General features: G+C 42.2%; 17 protein-coding genes and 1 pseudogene. 4 read left to right on the top strand and 14 right to left on the bottom strand.

Translation table 11 applies throughout. The features are described 5' to 3' along the window. The first annotated feature begins 327 nt into the window (after nucleotides 1-327). A complete protein-coding gene (locus EAI83_RS04975; protein WP_129974708.1) occupies nucleotides 328-1,869 on the top strand; it encodes an alanine/glycine:cation symporter family protein in 1,542 nt (513 codons plus the stop codon). 120 nt (nucleotides 1,870-1,989) lie between these two features. Then, entirely contained in the window at nucleotides 1,990-3,567 is a 1,578-nt protein-coding gene (gene guaA, locus EAI83_RS04980; RefSeq protein ID WP_129974709.1) for a glutamine-hydrolyzing GMP synthase, read from the top strand. 75 nt (nucleotides 3,568-3,642) lie between these two features. On the opposite strand, the gene EAI83_RS04985 is transcribed toward guaA, so the two are convergent. Beyond that, nucleotides 3,643-4,521, bottom strand: coding sequence for a MerR family transcriptional regulator (locus EAI83_RS04985; protein ID WP_129974710.1), 879 nt, complete (start codon nucleotides 4,519-4,521; stop codon nucleotides 3,643-3,645). A 117-nt stretch (nucleotides 4,522-4,638) separates the two neighbouring features. Beyond that, on the bottom strand, nucleotides 4,639-5,181 hold the full coding sequence (locus tag EAI83_RS04990) for a helix-turn-helix domain-containing protein (RefSeq protein WP_129974711.1): 543 nt from the start codon (nucleotides 5,179-5,181) through the stop codon (nucleotides 4,639-4,641). A gap of 166 nt (nucleotides 5,182-5,347) precedes the next feature. Here EAI83_RS04990 and EAI83_RS04995 point away from each other — a divergent pair, with 166 nt between their 5' ends. Together EAI83_RS04995 and EAI83_RS05000 are read left to right on the top strand one after the other, a co-directional pair. After that, on the top strand, nucleotides 5,348-5,542 hold the full coding sequence (locus EAI83_RS04995; RefSeq protein ID WP_100053403.1) for an ICEBs1 excisionase: 195 nt from the start codon (nucleotides 5,348-5,350) through the stop codon (nucleotides 5,540-5,542). An 18-nt stretch (nucleotides 5,543-5,560) separates the two neighbouring features. Further along, nucleotides 5,561-6,517 carry a site-specific integrase gene (locus EAI83_RS05000; protein WP_129974712.1) on the top strand — a complete coding sequence of 319 codons (957 nt, stop codon included), beginning with the start codon at nucleotides 5,561-5,563 and terminating at the stop codon, nucleotides 6,515-6,517. Nucleotides 6,518-6,550: 33 nt separating this feature from the next. On the opposite strand, the gene EAI83_RS05005 is transcribed toward EAI83_RS05000, so the two are convergent. From EAI83_RS05005 to EAI83_RS05065, 12 genes and pseudogenes are all read right to left on the bottom strand, one after another. Then, a complete protein-coding gene (locus tag EAI83_RS05005) occupies nucleotides 6,551-8,092 on the bottom strand; it encodes a recombinase family protein (RefSeq protein ID WP_129899832.1) in 1,542 nt (513 codons plus the stop codon). Further along, the gene (locus EAI83_RS05010; RefSeq protein WP_129899831.1) at nucleotides 8,077-9,726 is read right to left on the bottom strand and encodes a recombinase family protein; all 1,650 of its coding nucleotides are present in this window, start codon (nucleotides 9,724-9,726) and stop codon (nucleotides 8,077-8,079) included. The genes EAI83_RS05005 and EAI83_RS05010 overlap by 16 nt, the downstream gene beginning before the upstream one ends. Further along, nucleotides 9,727-11,355, bottom strand: a complete 1,629-nt coding sequence (locus EAI83_RS05015; protein WP_129899830.1) for a recombinase family protein — start codon at nucleotides 11,353-11,355, stop codon at nucleotides 9,727-9,729. Nucleotides 11,356-11,490: 135 nt separating this feature from the next. Beyond that, nucleotides 11,491-11,706 (bottom strand): DUF6870 family protein, encoded by a 216-nt coding sequence (locus EAI83_RS05020; RefSeq protein ID WP_005361189.1) that lies wholly within the window; start codon nucleotides 11,704-11,706, stop codon nucleotides 11,491-11,493. A gap of 603 nt (nucleotides 11,707-12,309) precedes the next feature. After that, nucleotides 12,310-12,729, bottom strand: a complete 420-nt coding sequence (locus EAI83_RS05030; RefSeq protein WP_117658903.1) for an RNA polymerase sigma factor — start codon at nucleotides 12,727-12,729, stop codon at nucleotides 12,310-12,312. 504 nt (nucleotides 12,730-13,233) lie between these two features. Continuing rightward, the gene (locus EAI83_RS05035; RefSeq protein ID WP_330547763.1) at nucleotides 13,234-13,704 is read right to left on the bottom strand and encodes a winged helix-turn-helix domain-containing protein; all 471 of its coding nucleotides are present in this window, start codon (nucleotides 13,702-13,704) and stop codon (nucleotides 13,234-13,236) included. A 182-nt stretch (nucleotides 13,705-13,886) separates the two neighbouring features. Beyond that, nucleotides 13,887-16,379: an ABC transporter permease gene (locus EAI83_RS05040; RefSeq protein WP_129899829.1), complete on the bottom strand. Its 2,493-nt coding sequence runs from the start codon at nucleotides 16,377-16,379 to the stop codon at nucleotides 13,887-13,889. Beyond that, the gene (locus EAI83_RS05045) at nucleotides 16,376-17,050 is read right to left on the bottom strand and encodes an ABC transporter ATP-binding protein (RefSeq protein ID WP_069423998.1); all 675 of its coding nucleotides are present in this window, start codon (nucleotides 17,048-17,050) and stop codon (nucleotides 16,376-16,378) included. The genes EAI83_RS05040 and EAI83_RS05045 overlap by 4 nt, the downstream gene beginning before the upstream one ends. A gap of 68 nt (nucleotides 17,051-17,118) precedes the next feature. Next, nucleotides 17,119-18,219 (bottom strand): HAMP domain-containing sensor histidine kinase, encoded by a 1,101-nt coding sequence (locus tag EAI83_RS05050; protein WP_204987124.1) that lies wholly within the window; start codon nucleotides 18,217-18,219, stop codon nucleotides 17,119-17,121. Continuing rightward, on the bottom strand, nucleotides 18,207-18,884 hold the full coding sequence (locus EAI83_RS05055; protein ID WP_129899828.1) for a response regulator transcription factor: 678 nt from the start codon (nucleotides 18,882-18,884) through the stop codon (nucleotides 18,207-18,209). The genes EAI83_RS05050 and EAI83_RS05055 overlap by 13 nt, the downstream gene beginning before the upstream one ends. 90 nt (nucleotides 18,885-18,974) lie before the next feature. Beyond that, nucleotides 18,975-19,394, bottom strand: coding sequence for a nuclear transport factor 2 family protein (locus tag EAI83_RS05060; protein ID WP_129899827.1), 420 nt, complete (start codon nucleotides 19,392-19,394; stop codon nucleotides 18,975-18,977). Nucleotides 19,395-19,525: 131 nt separating this feature from the next. Next, nucleotides 19,526-19,678, bottom strand: a pseudogene (locus EAI83_RS05065) (response regulator); the annotation flags it as partial. Between the last annotated feature and the right edge of the window lie 56 nt (nucleotides 19,679-19,734).

Here is a 19,734-nt window from a genome sequence, read left to right on the forward strand (position 1 = left end):
AATATACCGTCAAAATGTGATGGAACTGTGAGAAGCATTTTAAAAATCTGTGATTAAAATCTAAATATCTCATAAAGTCTTATAAAATCCTGCGAAACTTCTCGACTGTTTGTTCAGACTAATCTGCAAGCGGATGTGAAAAAGGCCATAAGGATGGAAAATTCTGGAATTTACTCAAAAATACTAAAAATTAAGAGGACTTTTGCAAGGCGATACGGTATAATAAACCATAGCATAAAAATCTGAAGCGGAAATGAAAGGTGACGGATGGGAATGCCTGTCTGTATTCAATTCTGAGACCTTCAGATAAAAAGGGAGGAAATAGCTATGGAGAGAGTGTTTGAGGCGATCAACGGAGTGTTCAGCTTTATCGGTCCACTGTCTGATTTTCTGTGGGATTTTCCTACAAATTTTGACTGGTACAGCAGCATTCCCATTCTGGGAAACATATCCTTTGCGATCATACTGCTTCTTGGATCCGGAATTTTTTTCAGTTTCAGGATTGGGTTCATGCAGGTGACCTATTTTAAAAAAGGAATCCGGACTATGACCGAGAAACGTGTCGTTGAAACAGGAATTTCACCGCTGGCATCGTTTTTCTTAAGTTCGGCCATGCGTGTAGGACCGGGAAATATTCTGGGTGTAACAGGTGCTATTGCAGTGGGCGGCCCGGGAGCTTTGTTCTGGATGTGGATTTCCGCATTTTTCGGAATGGCAGTGGCATATATGGAAGGTGTCCTTGCCCAGATTTTTAAAGAAAAAAAAGACGACGAATTTGTAGGAGGTCTTCCTTTCTATGGAAGAAAACTTCTGGGAAACAAAGTTTGGATCGGAGTTTTTCTTTCCGTATTGTATATTCTGTACGCCCTTTGCTGTCTGCCTGCACAGGGATTTAATGTTGTTTCCTCAGTGGGACGTATGGCAGAGATTGTAACCGGAACAACCATCGCAAGCGGATCTGCCTTCTATTATATAGTAGGAGCACTGATCGTAGTTCTCACAGCAGCCATCGCATTTGGCGGAATCAAAAAAGTTTCCAAATGGACAGATATGATGGTGCCGGTGATGGCGGTGCTCTATATGGTAGTAGTATTACTTCTTATAATATTAAACTTTACCCGCATTCCATATTTCTTCGGAAGCGTTTTTGCAGGAGCATTTAAGCCGGACGCATTCTTTGGCGGTGTTTTTGGAACGGTTCTTGCACAGGGGGTAAAACGAGGCCTGATGTCCAATGAGGCAGGTCAGGGAACTATTACAATGTCAGCGGCGGCAGCAGATGCAAAACACCCATGTGAGCAGGGTGTGATCGCCTCCCTGGGAGTTTTTCTGGATACCATTGTGATCTGCACACTTACCGGATTTGTGGTAGTTATGGCTCATTGCTGGACCGGTGCGGATTCGGAAAACTGGCAGGCTCTTGATAAACTTCCGAAATATACGGAATCTATCGCTGTGCTGACTCCGGGAACTGCAATGAACGGAATCGTTACATTTCTTGTGACATTGTGTTTCTGTCTCTTTGCGTTTACCTGCCTTCTGGGAATGATCAGTTTTTCGGAAATCGCGGCAAATCGTATCCGCAAGGATAAGATCTGCATCAATATTGTACGTTGTATCGGCCTTTTTGTTGCCGCATTTGGAATCCTCTGCAATATTGCAGGACTGGAACTTGGAAATCTCTGGGCGTTTTCTGACCTTGGAAATATTCTGATCGTGTTCTTTAACGTACCGATCGTTTATGTCGGCGCAAAATATGTTTTCCGTGCCACAAAACATTACAAAAAGAATGACGGCACTCCGTTTACATCAGAAGTAATTGGAAGAAATGACTGTGTCTACTGGGATGAGCGGGCGAAAAAACAGTGAAATTTTTTTGCAGAAAATAAAAATTCCGGCGTGAGATAAAATTAGCATTGTAAAAGTGCATACACTCATTTATAATGAGTAACAGATTCTAAAGATGTTATAAACAACAGGAGGAAAGCCTTGAAAAGAGAATTAGTTATTGTCATTGATTTTGGCGGTCAGTACAATCAGCTGGTTGCAAGACGTGTCAGAGAATGCAATGTATATTGCGAAATCTATTCTTACAAGACAGATCTTGAGAAGATTAAAGCGATGAATCCGAAGGGAATCATCCTTACCGGCGGACCAAACAGCTGCTATGAGGCAGATTCACCGACTTACCAGAAAGAATTATTCGAGCTTGGTATTCCGGTACTTGGACTTTGCTACGGAGCACAGCTCATGATGCATGTCCTTGGCGGAAAAGTTGAGAAAGCAGATGTCAGCGAGTACGGCAAGACAGAGCTTCTCATCGATAAAAAAGATTCCAAGATCTTCAAAAACGTATCCGACAAAACAATCTGCTGGATGAGCCATACAGACTATATTTCCCAGACTGCACCGGGATTTGAGATCGCTGCACATACTGCAGACTGTCCGGTAGCAACTGCACAGAATGAAGAGAAGAAACTGTATGCAATCCAGTTCCATCCGGAGGTACTGCACACAGTAGAAGGAAAGACAATGCTTTCCAACTTCGTACTTGGTGTCTGTGAATGTGCCGGAGACTGGAAGATGGATGCCTTTGTTGAACACACGATCAAAGAGATCCGTGAGAAAGTCGGCGATGGAAAAGTTCTTCTTGCTCTGTCCGGTGGTGTAGATTCCTCCGTAGCAGCAGGTCTTCTTTCCAGAGCGATCGGCAAGCAGCTTACCTGTGTATTCGTAGATCATGGCCTTCTCCGTAAAGATGAGGGTGATGAGGTTGAAGGCGTATTCGGACCGAACGGTCAGTTTGACCTGAACTTTATCCGTGTAAACGCACAGCAGAGATATTACGACAAGCTTGCAGGCGTTACAGAGCCTGAGGCAAAACGTAAGATCATCGGTGAAGAATTTATCCGTATCTTTGAGGAAGAAGCCAAGAAGATCGGTGCTGTAGATTTCCTTGCACAGGGAACTATTTATCCGGACGTTGTAGAGAGCGGTCTCGGTGGAGAATCCGCAGTGATCAAATCTCACCACAACGTAGGAGGACTTCCGGATTTCGTTGATTTCAAAGAAATCATCGAGCCACTCCGTGACCTGTTCAAAGACGAGGTACGTAAAGCTGGTCTTGAACTTGGAATTCCGGAAAGACTGGTATTCCGTCAGCCATTCCCAGGTCCGGGACTTGGAATCCGTATCATCGGAGAAGTCACCGAAGAAAAAGTACGCATCGTACAGGATGCAGACTACATCTACCGTGAAGAAGTCGACAAAGCAGCCGCCGACTACAAAAAAGAACACGGAGAAGACCCATCCTGGATGCCAAACCAGTACTTCGCAGCCCTGACAAATATGCGAAGCGTAGGCGTAATGGGAGACTTCAGAACCTACGATTACGCAGTAGCACTCCGTGCTGTCAAGACTATTGACTTCATGACTGCCGAGTCCGCAGAGATTCCTTATGCAGTACTTAATAAGGTGATGAACCGTATTATTAATGAGGTTAAGGGCGTAAACCGCGTATTCTATGATCTTACTAGTAAGCCGCCTGGTACGATTGAGTTTGAATAACGGACAGAAAACCTCGGATGCCCATTTTACAAGGGTTTCCGAGGTTTCTTTATGTCTGTTGGCTCTACTTTGGCTCTATTTCTTTGATGGAGTATTATTTTCGGAGTAATATCGAAAGGCTTTTACAATATAGTCAGAAGCGCCGTCACCATATTTTTTATCGGTTATGTTTTTGACATAATCATTGGAATAGGAGTCGATCAGTATATCTATGAGAGGTTTATCAAGAGTCACAGAAGAACTCTGCTTTTTGATAAATTCCAGTATCTCATAAACGATTTCCTGTATTTTGGGAGAGGATACATCGCAGGCCAAATTGGCTGTTAGTTTTCCGTACAGCAGATCTGATTGAGCGGCGATTTTCTCTGCATCTTCATTCCATTCTTTATCCATAATTTCTGAAAAGTGTTCCAGATTATATTTCATTTCTTCTGTATATTTTTCAATACTTCCAAAATGTTGAATGGCGAGTTTGGCTACGTTTTCCTCATCGTCTTTAATTTTTTGAATGAACATATCAAAATTGTCGATACTTCCCCAATGTTTAATAATTGTGTCTGTTTGATTAACCTTAAAATCTTCTAATGCGTGGATATACTCTGATAAATCAAATTCTTTGAAACTCATACATTCTTCTCCTTTCTCAAGTCGTTCAAGAAGCTGTATAAGTCTGTCTGTTCGATTACGCTTTAGAAAAAGCAGTTCCTTTTGCTTTTTGAAAGCGGAAATCCTGTCAAAGTCAGGGTTTTGCATAATTTTGATAATGTCTTTTAACGGAAAATCTAGTTCCCGAAAAAAGAGGATTTGCTGTAGGGTTTGCAATGCGTGTTCATCGTATAGACGATAGCCTGCAGGAGTAAGTTCGCTGGGCTTTAATAACCCAATCTCATCATAATATTGCAGAGTGCGTATGCTTACTCCTGTTAATTTTGCAACTTGACTTATGGTTTTCATTTTATCAGCTCCTTTAATGATAGAGAAGCAAGATGGAAAATGCCGGCATATATCTACTTTGCTTCACAAGGATAGCATACAGTATCACGTTACGTTGGAGTCAATAGGTTTTAGGGATTATTGCGGAAATAATTTTACAGTAATTCCGTCAGTGCCTTTTTTAACTACCATATTATCGTCTACAAGATGATTTTTAATATCTTCTATGTTCTGCTCAATCTCATTTATAGTTTCTATATAATCATCTTTGGTGCTCAACTTCTCTTTAGAGGTTTCCAGATTTTCTTTTATTTGCTTTGCTTTCAGATAGGTACAAAGTTTCTGATTGATTGCAGCATTCTGAAAAGATAATTTTACAGTAGAAGGGATAAATTCTCCATTATCATCTTTTTCCACTTCAAATTTCATATCTACTTGCTCATCCAGTTTAAACAGTAAAGAAAGCACATCCGATACAGTTTCTATATTAAAGTCCATGAACAGGTTAATGCTAATACCAAGGGCGTTTGTGATTTTCAGTAATTGATTTGGCTTTGGATTACGAATACCATATTCATACTTCTTGATAGTAGCCGGATTTATGCCGGAAAGATTTCCCAACATTTCCTGTGATATTCCACGGATATTCCGATAATATTTGATTTTTTCTCCGACAGTCATAGCGTTTCTCCTTTTTGTGTTTTGTGTGTATAGTGATAGTTTAGCACATTGGGACACATTTGTGTATAAAAATTTATGAAAAATACTTGACGAACACAAATGTGTACTATATAATGCGAATTACAAGGAACACAAAAGTGTACCAAAATTAAAAAGGAAAGGAGAAATGAATATGGAGAATACGATGAAAATGTATATTACCGCAGATGAAGTTGCTGAATTACTCGGAGTATCCAGAGGGTATGCCTATAAAGTTATTCGAGGACTGAATGATGAGTTGAAAGCAAAGGGATTTCGAGTGATTTCGGGAAAAGTGCCAAGAAAGTATTTTCAGGAAAAATTTTATGGAATGGTAGTTTAGAAGAAAGGGGATGATGATATGCCGGCAACAAGAGACGGGAAATTATGGCGCAGTCAGTTTTATTATAAGGATTGGCAGGGAGTACGCCGAAAAAAGAACAAACGAGGTTTTAAAACAAAAGGAGAAGCGGATGAATGGGAAAGAAATTTTCTCCAGCAACAGCAGAAGAATCTGGATATCAGTTTTGAAAACTTCGTAGAAATTTATTTTGCAGATATGGAGAACCGATTGCGAGAAAGCACGATTATTAATAAGCGATATGTGTTTGATTTGAAAGTAACTCCGTATTTCAAACACAAGAAAATGTGTGAAATTCAAACTTCAGATATCAGAGCATGGCAAAATGAGTTGATTAAAAAAGGATATGCTCCAACTTATTTGAAAAGCATTAACAATCAGTTGGCAGCGCTTTTTAATTATGCTGTACGCTATTATGATTTGCGAGATAATCCTTGCAGAAAAGCGGGAAGTATCGGAAAGAGTAAAGCTGATGAAATGGATTTTTGGACAAAACAGGAGTTCAAAGAGTTTTTACCCTCTATGGACAGTAAGCCGGAAGCAAGAATGGCGTTTTTGCTTTTATATTGGACTGGTATGAGAATCGGAGAATTACTCGCTTTAACTTATGAAGATATAGACTTAGAGAAGCGGTGTATCACGATTAACAAGTCATACCAGCGTTTGAATGGTAAAGATATGATCACGCCACCTAAGACACCGAAAAGCAATCGGAAAATATCTATTCCACCATTTTTAGTAGAGGAATTAAAAGAATATTGTAGTATGTTGTATGGAATAACGGCAAATGAAAGAATGTTTCGATTTACAAAATCATTTATGGAACATGAAATGGTTCGGGGGATAAAAGAAACAGGTGTTAGGCGTATTCGCCTGCATGATTTGAGGCACCCGTATGTCAAGCCCACGACAAAAAAATTTATAACTTTTTTTGAAGTTTTTCGGGCAGCTTCATAGCTGCCCATAGCTGTTTCAAATGGGTGTTCACGGTTATACCTCCTTTTCGGATTCCTTAGTTTCTAAGAAATCCTGTGTTGCATATTCAATCTCAATCCGATCTCCTGGAAAGACGTAAACTTTGTTGATAAGCCGGTCAATCAGAGCTTTTGTCAGCATGTTGGCGTTTCCGACTTCCTGAACAATTTCCTGTTGTTTCAGCTTAATCTCATAATCACTTTTTATCTGCTTTGTCTGTGCAGTAATGACAGCATGAACATTTTTGGCTTGTACCAGCTCCGTGTCATAAACCGCTTTTCGTGTTCGATAGGTTTCCAAATCAATCTCTCCGAGTGCATACTGCTCATAAAGATGCCGCTTGCTGTCTTGAATAGAACGGAGTTTTTCTTCATGTTCGGCCTGCTGGACTGTCTGCAAATCCAATTTATCCTTATTGCTATCAATTCCCAATGCCGGACACATTTGAGCCCGAATTGTTTCAAATACAACCTGCTCCAGATCTGCCATCTTTATGCGCACACCATGACAAGGAAGCGTTTCAGCCACCTCGGAATGACGGCAATAAAACCACGCACCATTTCGTAGAGACATTGCATGATCGCAGCATCCACAGAACACCTTACCACGGAGCAGATAATCACGCGGCTTTTTATTTGACAGAGAGAAACGCTTAATTGAAGCATTGGCTTTCTCAAATAGATCCACACTTACAATAGCCGGATGATGGTTCGGTATTTTGAACCACTCACTTTCATCCTTTAACTGTGTATGTCGGCTGCCAATCTCTTTTACCTTTCTCTTGCCAATTACATAGGTACCGATATATCTTTGATCTTCTAAAATACGCAGGACCGTTGATGTACTCCAAACGCCGTTTGTTCGGGAAACATTGTAATAGTCCTTGCCCTTAAGTTTGCGATATTCCCCAGGGGTGGGGATATTCATGGCATACAGTTTTCTTGTGATCTCGGCTGCGGTGTTGCCTTCAGACGCCCATTGAAATATCATCTGCACATTCGGGGCAACATCCTCGTCCGGTTCCATACGTCCGTCTGCACTCTTGCGATAGCCGTAAGGACAGATGACACTCTGATATTCCCCACGACGCATCTTTGCGTATTTTGCACTTTTGGTTTTCATGGACATATCCCGGCTATAACACTCGCTAATAAGATACTTGAAAGCAATATCAATCCCTCCGGTATCACCTTTGAAATTAGCTGTGTCAAAATCATCACTGACGGAAATAAAACGGGTGTGGTAAAGAGGAAAGACCCGCTCAATAAAATAGCCGGTTTCAATGCTGTTACGTCCAAATCGGGAAAGGTCTTTTACAATAATACAGTTGATCTTTCCAGCCCGAACCATTGTTAAAAGTTCCTGCACCGCCGGACGCTCAAAGTTTGTCCCTGTATGACCGTTGTCAATAAATTCCAAAATCTCACTGTTATCCCATTCCGGCAGAGACATAGCTTTTTCACGAAGAATCAATTTTTGATTTGGTATGCTCAAACTTTCGGTTTTGAAATCTTCCACAGAAAGACGGATATAAAGGGCAATCACATAGTTGCGCACGGTTCCACCGCCTTTCCCTGAAATTCATTTTTGAAACGGAAGGTTACATGAATATTCCGCTCGTGGTCGATCTCAATTCGTTCAATGAGCCGTTCAATCAGTTCTGCAGTCAGCACATGATCCTGTGCCAGTGTTTTTGCATCCTTTTCCATTGCACGGTATCGGGCAAGCTGGTTGTCCAGGGAGTCCATAGATTTTTCAAATACTTCAATCTCACCAGACAGAGCATTGATAGCATATTCATAATCCGCCTTCAATTCAAAGTATTCATCATTTGTCAAAATACCCTGCACAAAATTTTCATATAGACCACGGATCAGCCGGCGTGTTTTTTCAATTTCCTGCCGTTTGGCCGACATCTGAATTTTCAGCTTATCTTTTTCCTGTTTTTGTCTTGCCTCTAACTGAAAGAGTGGCAGCGACATTCCCAGCGCAACTGTCAGCTCTTTTTCAAGAATAGCCGTAACAGTAGAAATCAGTTCCTTTTCCTGCATCGTTGCGCCTTTGCAGCTATCTTTTTCTACCCGGCTGTTTGTAAGGCAGTGGAACCAATAAGTATCGGGGCCTTTCCGGCGCTCGGCACGTTGCCGGTGAAGGCTTCTGCCACAATCAGCACAGAACACTTTGCCTTTGAAAATGTTTGGCGTGTAGGGGCGTTTTGGAGTTGCTTTGCTTTCTTCACAGATCTGTTTTCTGTATTCCTGAACTGCATTAAACAATTCATAGCTAATGATCGGTTCATGGGTGCATTTGGCAATAATCAGATTATCTTCTCCAGCCTTGACCTGCTGATGATCTACAATCTTTGTTTTTCCTTGCACCAGATCACCTGTATAGACTTCGCTTTCTAAAATTTTCATCACTGTACGGGTCTGCCATTTGCCGCTTCCGATCAGGCCCGGACTGGTAATCTCGCCAGTGGTCTTTTTATAATGGCTCGGTGCCGGAATCCCCATCTCATTTAGATTACGGACAATCCGGTTTAGCGACACATGCTCGTGTGCCCATTCAAAAATCTGTTTTACCACAGGGGCAGTATTTTCATCAATCAGAAGTTTATGACAATTATCAGGGTCTTTCCTGTAACCGTAAGGTGCCCGTGCACCAATATAGTCGCCATCTTTCATAGCCTGCCGCGCTTGTGCTTTGATTTTTCGTCCAATGTCCAGAGCATAGGCTTCATTGATCATATTTTTCAAAGGCAGCATGATACCGCCATGAAGATTTCCGGAATCCGCTGTGTCAAACTGATCCGTAACAGCAATGAAGCGAACATTATGTGCATGGAAATACTGTTCGATATAATAACCTGTGTCAATAGAATTTCGCCCTAATCGGGAAAGATCCTTAACAATCACACAGTTAATGTGGCCTGCTTCAATATCAGATAGCATTTGCTGAAATCCAGGGCGGTGAAAATTTGTCCCTGTCGCTCCGTTGTCGATATAGGTATCATACACAACGAAGTCCGGTTTATCTGAAAGAAAGTCATTCAGTACCAGCTTTTGGTTTTCTACTGAGCAGCCTCGCTTTTTGTTATCCTCCACAGAAAGACGGATATACAGAGCCACATGTACATACAAAGATGGTGCCGGCATAGGTGCCGCCGTCTGTTTTCTGCTTTTTCTTGCCATTTAGCCCACCATCCTTTCTTCTTTTTTTGTAGCAATCTGTTCCGCCAAAGAGATTGCTTTCTGATATTCATCCTGGTAATTAAATTCAATATGCAGTTCATCTTTACCCATTACCCGTATGCTTCGGATAAGCTGCATGACTGCCCGGCGGTCAATATCCTCCATAGTAGAAAATTTCATAAAATGGTTGATCCAACGGTTTCGTTCGCTTCGGTTTTCCAATACATCTGTAAGTTTATCGTTCCATTCAACGATTGCCTTTTGGAACAGTTCAATATCTGCATTGTATTTTCGCTTATAAGAGAGAAATTCTTCCTTTGTCAGAATTCCACTCACCAGATTTTCATAGAGTTTTGCCTTAAAGCCCTCGGTCTGTGCCACACGCTTTTCATTTACTCTGATCTGTGCGGCATATTCCTGCGCCAATTCCCGGTTGATCCGTTCCTGACTGATACTGGACAGCAGGGCATCCAGAGAAGCAACATTTTCAATATGTCCTTTCAAACTGTCCTGCACACATTCAATCAGATCCGACTCTTTCAGCATGACCGACGATGTGCAGCCATTCTTTTTGCCGGTCGGGCAGTAATAATAGTGATACTCTTTATCTTTATAGCGGTTCGTCTTGCGGGTCATACGGCAGCCACAGCAGCCGCAGATCAAAATACCGGAAAACAGGTAAACCTTATCCGATTTGGGAGAAGTCCTTGTGTCAATCCTGCGGAGTCGTTGCACCAGATCAAAATCGTGCTTTTGTATGATCGCTTCATGGGTTCCCTCCACACGAATCCATTCCGAAGAAGGTTTGTCCTCACGCTCTTTTAATTTGAAATGGGGCGTTGTCTGTTTGCCCTGGACCAGTGTTCCGGTGTAAGTTTCATCCTGCAAAATGCGGATGATTGTAGTTGCAGACCATTTGCAATCCTTTCGGTCTGTATAGCCACCTTTTGCATGAGGCATTCCGTGATTGCGCTTATACGCTAAAGGCGAAAGAATTCCTAATCGGTTCAGTTCATCCGCTATATGGGAAGCGCTGAATCCCTCCAGCCGTTTTCTGAAAATATCCCTCACAACATTAGCAGCATATTCGTCTACTTCCAGGCTCTTGTGTTTATCACCGACTTTCACATAACCATAAATGGTAAAAGCACCTACAAAATCCCCGCTGCGTCGTTTTACTTCCAGGGCGCTCCGTGTCTTAACGGAAATATCCCGACAGTAAGCCTCATTCATAATGTTTTTGACAGAAACCGTGAGATCATCGGCAGCGTCATTTTCCGTGTCCACATTATCGTTAATTGCGATAAAGCGCACTCCATAGGCTGGAAATACTCTGCGCATATAACGGCCTGTTTCTATGTACTCACGACCTAAGCGGGAGAGGTCTTTGACAATCACGCAGTTAGCTTCGCCTTGTTCGATCATCCGCATCATTTCCTGAAATGCTGGGCGATCAAACAAAACACCACTATAACCATCGTCAATTTTTTCTGCCACAACCTCAATTTCCGGGTGTCGGGCTATGTAGTCATCAATCAGGCGCCGCTGGTTAGCAACGCTGTCACTTTCTACTGTTTTATCATCCGTATAAGAAAGACGGATGTACTTAATCGCTTTGTAAACCTGCATAAAAAAACACTCCTTTCGTTGCACAGAAAAATCCCCGCAATTCAAGAAGTGTGGTTATGCCATATTCAATTCCTTTTCCGATTCTTATTCTACCATGCTTTTACGGAAAAGTCAGCCCCCTTCTTAAAATTGCAGCTATCGCAAAATACCCTTGATACATTCTTCCAGGGTAGCACCTTCAGCAGAAAAACTGGCTTGTACAGTAAAACGTCCACACTTAAAGTGGTATGGATTTTTGATTTGCTGAACAAATTCTGCAATCCGTTCATCACGGGAAAGTTCTTTGTTGACAGAGACATCCCGAATGTCTACCAGCGTACCTACTTCACTGACAATGGTGTTCAATTCCATAGTATCAACTCCCTTCTGAAAACTGTGTTATCAAAACCACATGAATAGGTCGGATCTATGGTTATTGCACACATAAATCCGGCCCATTATATCTGATTTCGATTTTACTGCCGTATTTGCCACGCACCCCGGCAAGTCCTTCTGTTATAAGGACGGGGCTGTTACAGGCTGCGGGTAGCGTCACCGCATCATAGTCCCACATACGCCGCCGCTTTGCCAGAGCAAGCAAACGCCGCAGGAACTCTCCCCAAGTCTTTAGGAAGCTGTGAAGAAGTACCATTATGATCTGCGTCGTTATCGCGTCCGGCCTGCCACAGCCGGTTTCGTAGGTTGCGTTTATCGCTCGGACAGCCTGGATTCATCACCTCCTTAGGCCGCCTGTCACCGCGCCGCCCCATCTGCCGCTCGGAACACAGAATGAAGTACCTGTAACAGCGTATATTCGGTTGTCAAGGAACAAGCAAGGGGCATGGCAGACGAATTGATATTGCAGTTGGGGTGGGAGGACGTATATGCTTCCTTACCACACCCGTCCGGCTTGTTCCGCCGAATATGTCCCTCTATTATTCAGTACATTTTTCAGTCAAAAAAGGGCGGGGCAAGCTAAATTTTTTCAAAATATTTTTTTAACTGGTGCAAACCACGGTTAATGCTCTTGCGAACAGAAGAAGCATCTGTTCCTTCAGCTCTTGCAATGTCCGCTTTACTCATGCCAAGAAAAAAGTGTGCATAGATCCGTTGGCGCTGTTTTACCGGAAGTTTGGAAAGACCTTTATAAATCAACTCCGTCATTTGACGCTGTTCCCAAATTTCTGCCGGGTTAAGAGGCTTTTGCAATATCTCACGCTCAATACCTTCGTCTCGATCCAGAGAGTAAAATGCTTTATAGCGGTATGTACGAATCCGATAGGCTTCTTCCAACAACATATATTCCCGAAGCAACAAAGCAACTTCATCCGGCACCTCAACGATCATGTCCTGTGTATAATACGGGTAATAATCCCGAAGATTGATTTTCTTCATAGTAATTTCCTCCAATTTCGATGTTTGAGTTGATGGCAAAAATCGAAATCAGAGGGTGGGCTGCGGCAGCGATAAGGTCTAAGTCTCTTTCTGATTAAAAAAAGGGTACAAAAAAGCGCGCCCGTACAAAGAACAGGCGCGCCAAAGCAGCAGTATGAAATTTCTCCGGGAGGCTGACAGCGAAAATGCTCAAACTTTGTCGAAACCAAAAACGCCGCAATCCATACGAGCTGGATTACGACGTATAGGTGACTGAATGTAAAGCAGTTTATCTGCGGATCTGTGTTGCATAGACGCATAGGCATTTCCTCCCATCAAGGAGGAACCTGAATCGGCTGCTTGATACCTCCTTGGGAGAAAATTATATCGGTTATGTTTCCTGTATCAGTCCGCAGACATTCGCTTTTTACTCTTTATATTCGCAATTTTCTACATATTCTGCTTTTAGAATATATGCTGCAAAAAGCAAGCCCACAAGGGAAAACGACACCTTGTGGGCTCATGTTATAGATGTTCAAATTTATAGCCGATTCCGGCGACACTCTCAATGTAGTTTGGAAGATCCGGTTCAAAGCGCAATTTCTTACGCAGCTTACTTATATGATTATGAATCGCTTTTCTCGAATAGAAATCACAATCCTTTTTCCAAACCAAATCGGTAATCAGTTCGTAAGTAAAAACACGTTTGGGATTGGCAATGAGCAATGCCAGTATATCAAACTCCTTACTTGTCAGGTTGATAATCCGTTCACGAACCCTGACAGTACGATGTTCCAGGCATAGATAAAGCTCGCCTACTTGTATTTCTGTAAGAGGATTCTTCTCCGCAGCAAAGGAAGTGTGACAGGAATTGAATACTGTTCCATGACAGACTCCTTGTTCCAAAATATATTGCATCAGAGCATTCTTTTGTTCCTCGTTAAGAAGCAGAAATAACTTTTCTCCGATCTGCTTGCCGGATTCTTCTATATCCAAAACAGCTAATGTCCCATCACATCATCACCTCCATATTATGTCTTAATACCTAAGTGAAAGTTATCTTTGATTTATAATCATCATAAACTACAAATGTTACACAAATGTCCGAGGTGCCTTTGATTTCGACAGAAAAACAGGCTGAATTGTTACAACGCTCGGACATTTCAAAAAATAGTGTTCTACTCAACCGTTTCAATCGAATCCACAATATTCATTTTTGAAATTTTCCGTAGCGGAATTGCTGTTGCCAGCAAGCAAGCTCCTACTGCCAAGAGGGTTGCTTCAAGAATGGGCATGACAGGGATTGCAACAAGCTGGATGGTGTCGCTCGTGGCCGCCTCAATGAAGATCGTACAAACATATCCCAGCACGCTTCCAATCACAGAGGCAATGATTCCGTAATATGCACCTTCCCAAAGGAAAGTTTTATAAAGGCTATCGGCACTCATTCCAATGGCCCGCTGCATACCGATTTCTGTTACTCTGGTGTGAATATTTGTGTAAACGGTATTGATGATATTAAGAATACCAATCAGGCCAACGAAAAGAATCAGCCCCCATGCCAGCATTTGAATTTGTGCAAAGCTCTCTTTTAGTTGCTGGTCGGTTTCTTCATATGACAAGAATGTTGTCCCCGGTATTCTGTTACAAAACGCCTCGATAAATGTATCAAAGTTTTCCCTGTCAGCACCCTCGTTCAGTGTAGGCAAAAACTCTGAATAGGTATCTTTTCCCGTCAGGCGTTCATAGATAGCATCATCAACGATCACTTGAACACCATTTGTGAAACCGCCATTTCCAATACCAAGATAACCGTCATAGCCATCCAAGGTTTTCAAAACATTCAGCTCCATTCCCGCAACACAGATGTTTTCTCCGGCCTCTATATTTGTAAATTCAAGAACATCTTCGCCGTAGCTCATGGGAATAGGATTCCTTACTATACAGGCGTTCCCTGCTTTCAGTTGTCCAAGCTGTTCTTCTGGTAATTGATCCCCCATAAAATAATCCCAATATTCATCGTTCAATCCGACAACCTGAAAAGTTTCGCCGGGTTTCAGTTGAAATTCAAGACTGATTTCATCGAGCAGCCCATTTTCATTTTGTTCGTAAAGCGAAAATTGTATGGCGGCTACACTTTGCACAGCTTCATTTTTCCGCAAAGTGTTCAGATCATCTGTGGTAAATCCAATACTTTCATTTGTGATCTGATAATCTCCTACATGGTTATCTTGCAGGGCGCTTGCAGCGTTCAGGAGAGAGGAAAAACCTTGCAGGGCAATAAAAACCGTGATACTCATAACAAGGGACAAAATTGTAATTGCAGTACGGCCTTTATTTCTCTTTAAGTTCAGGCGGGCATAATATGCTTCAAAATTATGGATTTTCTTTGTTTTACGCTTTCTGCGCCGAATTTTTAGATTTGTTCCAGACATCGCCATAATGGGAGATACCCTTGCGGCTGATCTGGCTGCTGGTAATGCTGCAAACAACGCAAACGCCAAAGTGATTGCTCCGCTTAAAACCAGTAAGGTTCCATTCAAAGAACTGTTCTCTGCTATTAGAGTTTTCAATTCAGAAGCATCCTGAACCAAGAACAATTCAGGGGAAACCAAGCCGGTCGCTGCCTCTAAAATTCCTCTGGCACTCAGGAAGCCAAGAAGCATACCAATAGGAATCCCCATCAGGCACAATAGGATTACTTCAATTACAATGATCTGATAAAGCTGTCCTTTTTCGCCTCCAATAGCCCGAAGTGTTCCATATCCCTTTATCCGTTTTGATACAGATATTTTCAGAATGTTGTAAATCACAAGACCAGCAGCCAGCAAAATCAAAGTACCCACTAATATTCCTGCGACTGTCATAAAAGAGAATCCCTTATCATTAGCACCCTCGGAATTTGCAGTATAGGAAATTCCCAAGGCGTTCAAATATACAATATTATAGCTGGTATCAAGTTCATGGATATTAAATTCCTTATTGATGTCATCGACAACTGCTTGAAAATTCTTTTTATCGGCAGTCCGAATATCCACATTGTAATAAATATAAGATTCCGTTAAAAGTTGTTCAGCAGTTCCTTCCCCTACAACTCCCGTAACAGTGCCGCTTGTATATCCCAAGTAGTTATTTTTCAATATCCCTGTAAGAACAAATTCTGCTGTATAGGAATAGCTGTCCGCAATGTTGTGGCGAAGATTTTTTTGCAGTGAAAGTGTAATCTTATCTCCAATACCGCCCTCAAAGCCAAGATATTTCAGAATATCTTCAGAAAGCGCTATTTCCATCGGGGCTTCCGGCAGGCGACCTTCCTCTATACTGGTACTTGATGGGTAGATAGCGGCAGTATCATCCAAATACTCCATCAAACCAAGGGTAAGAGATGGGGAGAGTTCTAAACTTCCCATATAAATAGATTTGCCTACATAGGAAAGACGCTCATCCTGTTCCAGTGCATGAAGCTGCTCTGCATTCATCTGCAAAAAAGTGGCATATCGGTTTCCTCCGATAGCGATGGCCTGCTGTTCCCGCATTGCACTAAGTACGCCAATGGATTGTCCTACAATAGTTGTCATCATAGTAGACAGCACAACGGCAATCAAAATAAGAATAGAAGTGACTTTTTGGGACAGTAGTTCTTTCAATGCTAATGTACGATAAGATTTCATTTCGCTGTCACCTCCGTAAGCACACCATCTACAATCTGAAACTGCCGGTCTGCCATTCGTGCAATACGGCTGTCATGGGTAATGACAACGAGAGCTTTCCCCATCTTTTTCCATACATTTTGAAGCAGTTCCATGACTTCGCCGCCGCTTTTGCTGTCCAGATTTCCCGTAGGCTCATCAGCAAAAATTACATCCGGCTTTGCAATCAAAGCGCGGGCGATGGCTACACGCTGCTGCTGGCCGCCGGATAACTCATGGGGCAGATGTTCCAAGCGGCCCTGAATGCCAAGCAGTTCTGTAAGCTGTTTCAGGTATGCTTCATCCGGTTTTTGTTTATCCAGCAAAAGAGGCATGATAATATTTTCTTTCGCCGTCAGAACCGGAAGCAGATTAAATTGCTGAAAAATAAATCCAATCCGCTTCCGGCGGAATGCCGACAACTCCTTATCGCTGTAACTGTAAATATCTTTACCATCGTAGGTCAGCGAGCCGGAAGATGGCTTATCCAAGCCGGAAAGCAAATGAAGCAGGGTGCTTTTTCCGCTTCCAGATGGTCCCATAATAGAAATAAAATCGCTGGATACAATTTCGAGATTCGCATGATCCAAAGCCACCACTCGGTTTTCACCGTCACCATAAATCTTTGATAAATTCTTTGCCTCAATATTCATAAAAAACACTCTCCTTATTTGTGGTATAAGGAGAGTGTAAATGATAAATCTCAAAAATCGCTCAAGGATTACACGAAATGAAAAATAGCAGTTGCGGATGCACCGCCCCCAACCCTATTTTCCAAAATCAATCGGCCACCATGTTTTTCACATAAAATTCTGCTGCTGTAAAGCCCCATTCCGAAATGTGAGGAATTACTACTTGTCGTTTCAAAAGGGTTTGGCCCATTCTGCACGAGAGACAGCGGATAACCAGCACCATCATCTTCTACATTCAAGGTCATAGAATCATTTTGCAGCGTTATTTGAATAGAGATTGCTTTTTCTGCAAATCGCGCCGCATTTCCAATCAGATTTTCCGCTACGGTAAGAAATAGCCCGTGATCTATACAAACAGTTCCGCCTGATGGGACTAAAACAGAAACTTTTTTGGATAGCGCCAACAGTCGTGCTGTTTCCTGCAATTCACTCTGCAAAACGGATAGTCTGATTTCTTTTGGCTTAACAGAGAGTTGTTCCAACTTTTGAACACTGCTCATAGCTTCTACATACTGCTCAATCCGTAAAGTGTAACTTTCCAGCCGGTCTATGGTCTGTTCGTCCTGAATACCTTGCCGTAAAAGTTTTACACTTCCTTTTAATACCGTAATCGGGTTACGCAGATCATGGGAAAATGCGGCATTGAGCCGTTTGCGTTCCTCGGCCTGTTGCCACAACAGCCGATTCGATTTCAGAAGTTCACTCCGCATTTCTTCAAAGGCAGCACATAGTTGTCCCATTTCATCGTAAGACAAAATCGGCAGCGAAAAATCCAGATCATTATTCTGAATCCGCATAATGCCATTTTGCAGGCAGGAAATAGGCTGTTTCAATTTGAGATAATAAAAAAGAAAGACTGAAACAATCAATCCGCCTACTGGAAAAAGAATACAGGAAAGCGTCTGCACAATATTTAGGATAGCCAAAATGCGCTGTTGTGACGCCGTAGGAGATGGCAGGGGTACGATTGAACCATCCGATAGGATTTCTACACCGCCTAAAGGATAATAGTTTTCAATGCCACGGCAAAGAAAGATAACCGCACCAAGCAGGAGAAATGCCACCGCTAAACAGGAGAGGGATAATAACAGGAAAGATTTCTTTAGTCCCATATTTTTTAGGCGTTCCACCGATACCCACACCCCCAAACTGTTTCAATGTAATTGTGCAATGTATGTGCTGCAAATTTAGCGCGTATTTTCCGGATATGCTCCATAATTGTATCGCTGTTTCCGTCCCCATCTAATCCCCACACACGCTCATAAATCCGCTCACGATCAAAAACCTGTCCTGCATTGAGGGATAAAAGTTCTACAATCTCAAACTCCCTCTTAGATAGCGGGATGTTCTGATTATTGATTGTAACTGTTCGGGCGGAATAGTCCAGTATCAATTCACCAAAGAAGCGTACTGCCGAATTATTTTGGCGTCGCTGCTCCCGACGCAGATGTGCAGCAATACGCGCCCCCAATTCATCCAAATCAAAGGGCTTGACGATATAATCATCCGCCCCGGCCTGAAATCCAATAATCTTATCGCTGGATTCAATACGAGCAGTCAAAAAAAGAATGGGACAGGCTATGTGTTCCCGTATCTTCTGGCATACAGTCAGGCCATCCATTCCAGGCATATTGATGTCTAATAAAATTAAATCTGGTTTGTAGGCTACTTTTTTGAGTGCTTCTTGGCCGCTATAAGCGGTCAGAATATCATATCGTGTTTGAAAATAACTCTGTATCATATCAACAATACCGCGTTCATCATCAACGACCAGTAATTTAGGATTCAAAATCATGCACCTCCATTCTTTATATGATATATGGTAAATCTCAAAAATCCCTCAACTTTCTATGAAACCACAGCCGCTAACATTATAAGCACTCCATCAAAACCAATTCGCTTTTTCTACTCTGAACTGAGGAGTATCGCCTTCCTGGTATGGATTATAGGTATTGCGATTACACCCAAATTCTTTCAACGACTTTATTCTATTATCCTCTGTCCATTCAACCAAAGAAATGCCGTCAAATTCCTCTATATCCCCATTATTCATTTCATTTTTGAAATACCACTCTACAACCGTTTGATCCCCCTTATGAAAAAATTGCTTGATTTCCCAAATGACCACCTTGCCACGGGTATTCCATTCCTGAAACCAATGCTTTACTGTTTTTCGGTTGTTATACTGGGGACTCCAGCTTTCTGTATAAATCACATCTTCTGTAAATATATCATCAATCCCCATATCCTGCTGATTGAGCCACATCTCAAACCATAATCGGATCGTTTTTTCTCGTTCATTCATAATATAAACACCTCACCACTCTATGAAACCACAGCCGTTCCCCTACATTATACGATATTCAGAACAAACATTGAAGATAAATGAATTAAAAATGGCGGCCTTGCTTAACAAAGCCGCCGAATAAAAAAGCTTCATTCCACAAAGAACAAAACTCGCCGGATCAGCTCCGGGATATTGACCGGGGCGGTGATATAGTCGTTCACGCCCTCATGCCGATATTCATATTCCGTGGCAAGGTCATTGTTCTCGGTGAGGATAAAGAATGGCAGAAGCCGGACAGGTTTACGATTCACTTTTAACCACCATTGTTTTGTAACTGAAATTACAGTTCCCATCGTTT

It is taken from the genome of Blautia sp. aa_0143 (assembly GCF_004167315.1).
Taxonomy (GTDB): domain Bacteria; phylum Bacillota; class Clostridia; order Lachnospirales; family Lachnospiraceae; genus Blautia_A; species Blautia_A fusiformis.

Coding starts and splice junctions, on each gene's coding strand:
- EAI83_RS05010 (WP_129899831.1), bottom strand. CDS start 9,726: ATGGCAAGAAAAAGCAGAAAACAGACGGCGGCACCTATGCCGGCACCA.
- EAI83_RS05055 (WP_129899828.1), bottom strand. CDS start 18,884: ATGATTTTGAATCCTAAATTACTGGTCGTTGATGATGAACGCGGTATT.
- EAI83_RS04985 (WP_129974710.1), bottom strand. CDS start 4,521: ATGAAAACCATAAGTCAAGTTGCAAAATTAACAGGAGTAAGCATACGC.
- EAI83_RS05045 (WP_069423998.1), bottom strand. CDS start 17,050: ATGAATATTGAGGCAAAGAATTTATCAAAGATTTATGGTGACGGTGAA.
- EAI83_RS05020 (WP_005361189.1), bottom strand. CDS start 11,706: ATGGAATTGAACACCATTGTCAGTGAAGTAGGTACGCTGGTAGACATT.
- EAI83_RS05030 (WP_117658903.1), bottom strand. CDS start 12,729: ATGAAGAAAATCAATCTTCGGGATTATTACCCGTATTATACACAGGAC.
- EAI83_RS05015 (WP_129899830.1), bottom strand. CDS start 11,355: ATGCAGGTTTACAAAGCGATTAAGTACATCCGTCTTTCTTATACGGAT.
- EAI83_RS04990 (WP_129974711.1), bottom strand. CDS start 5,181: ATGACTGTCGGAGAAAAAATCAAATATTATCGGAATATCCGTGGAATA.
- EAI83_RS05040 (WP_129899829.1), bottom strand. CDS start 16,379: ATGAAATCTTATCGTACATTAGCATTGAAAGAACTACTGTCCCAAAAA.
- EAI83_RS04995 (WP_100053403.1), top strand. CDS start 5,348: ATGAATATGGAGAATACGATGAAAATGTATATTACCGCAGATGAAGTT.
- EAI83_RS05060 (WP_129899827.1), bottom strand. CDS start 19,394: ATGAATGAACGAGAAAAAACGATCCGATTATGGTTTGAGATGTGGCTC.
- EAI83_RS04975 (WP_129974708.1), top strand. CDS start 328: ATGGAGAGAGTGTTTGAGGCGATCAACGGAGTGTTCAGCTTTATCGGT.
- EAI83_RS05000 (WP_129974712.1), top strand. CDS start 5,561: ATGCCGGCAACAAGAGACGGGAAATTATGGCGCAGTCAGTTTTATTAT.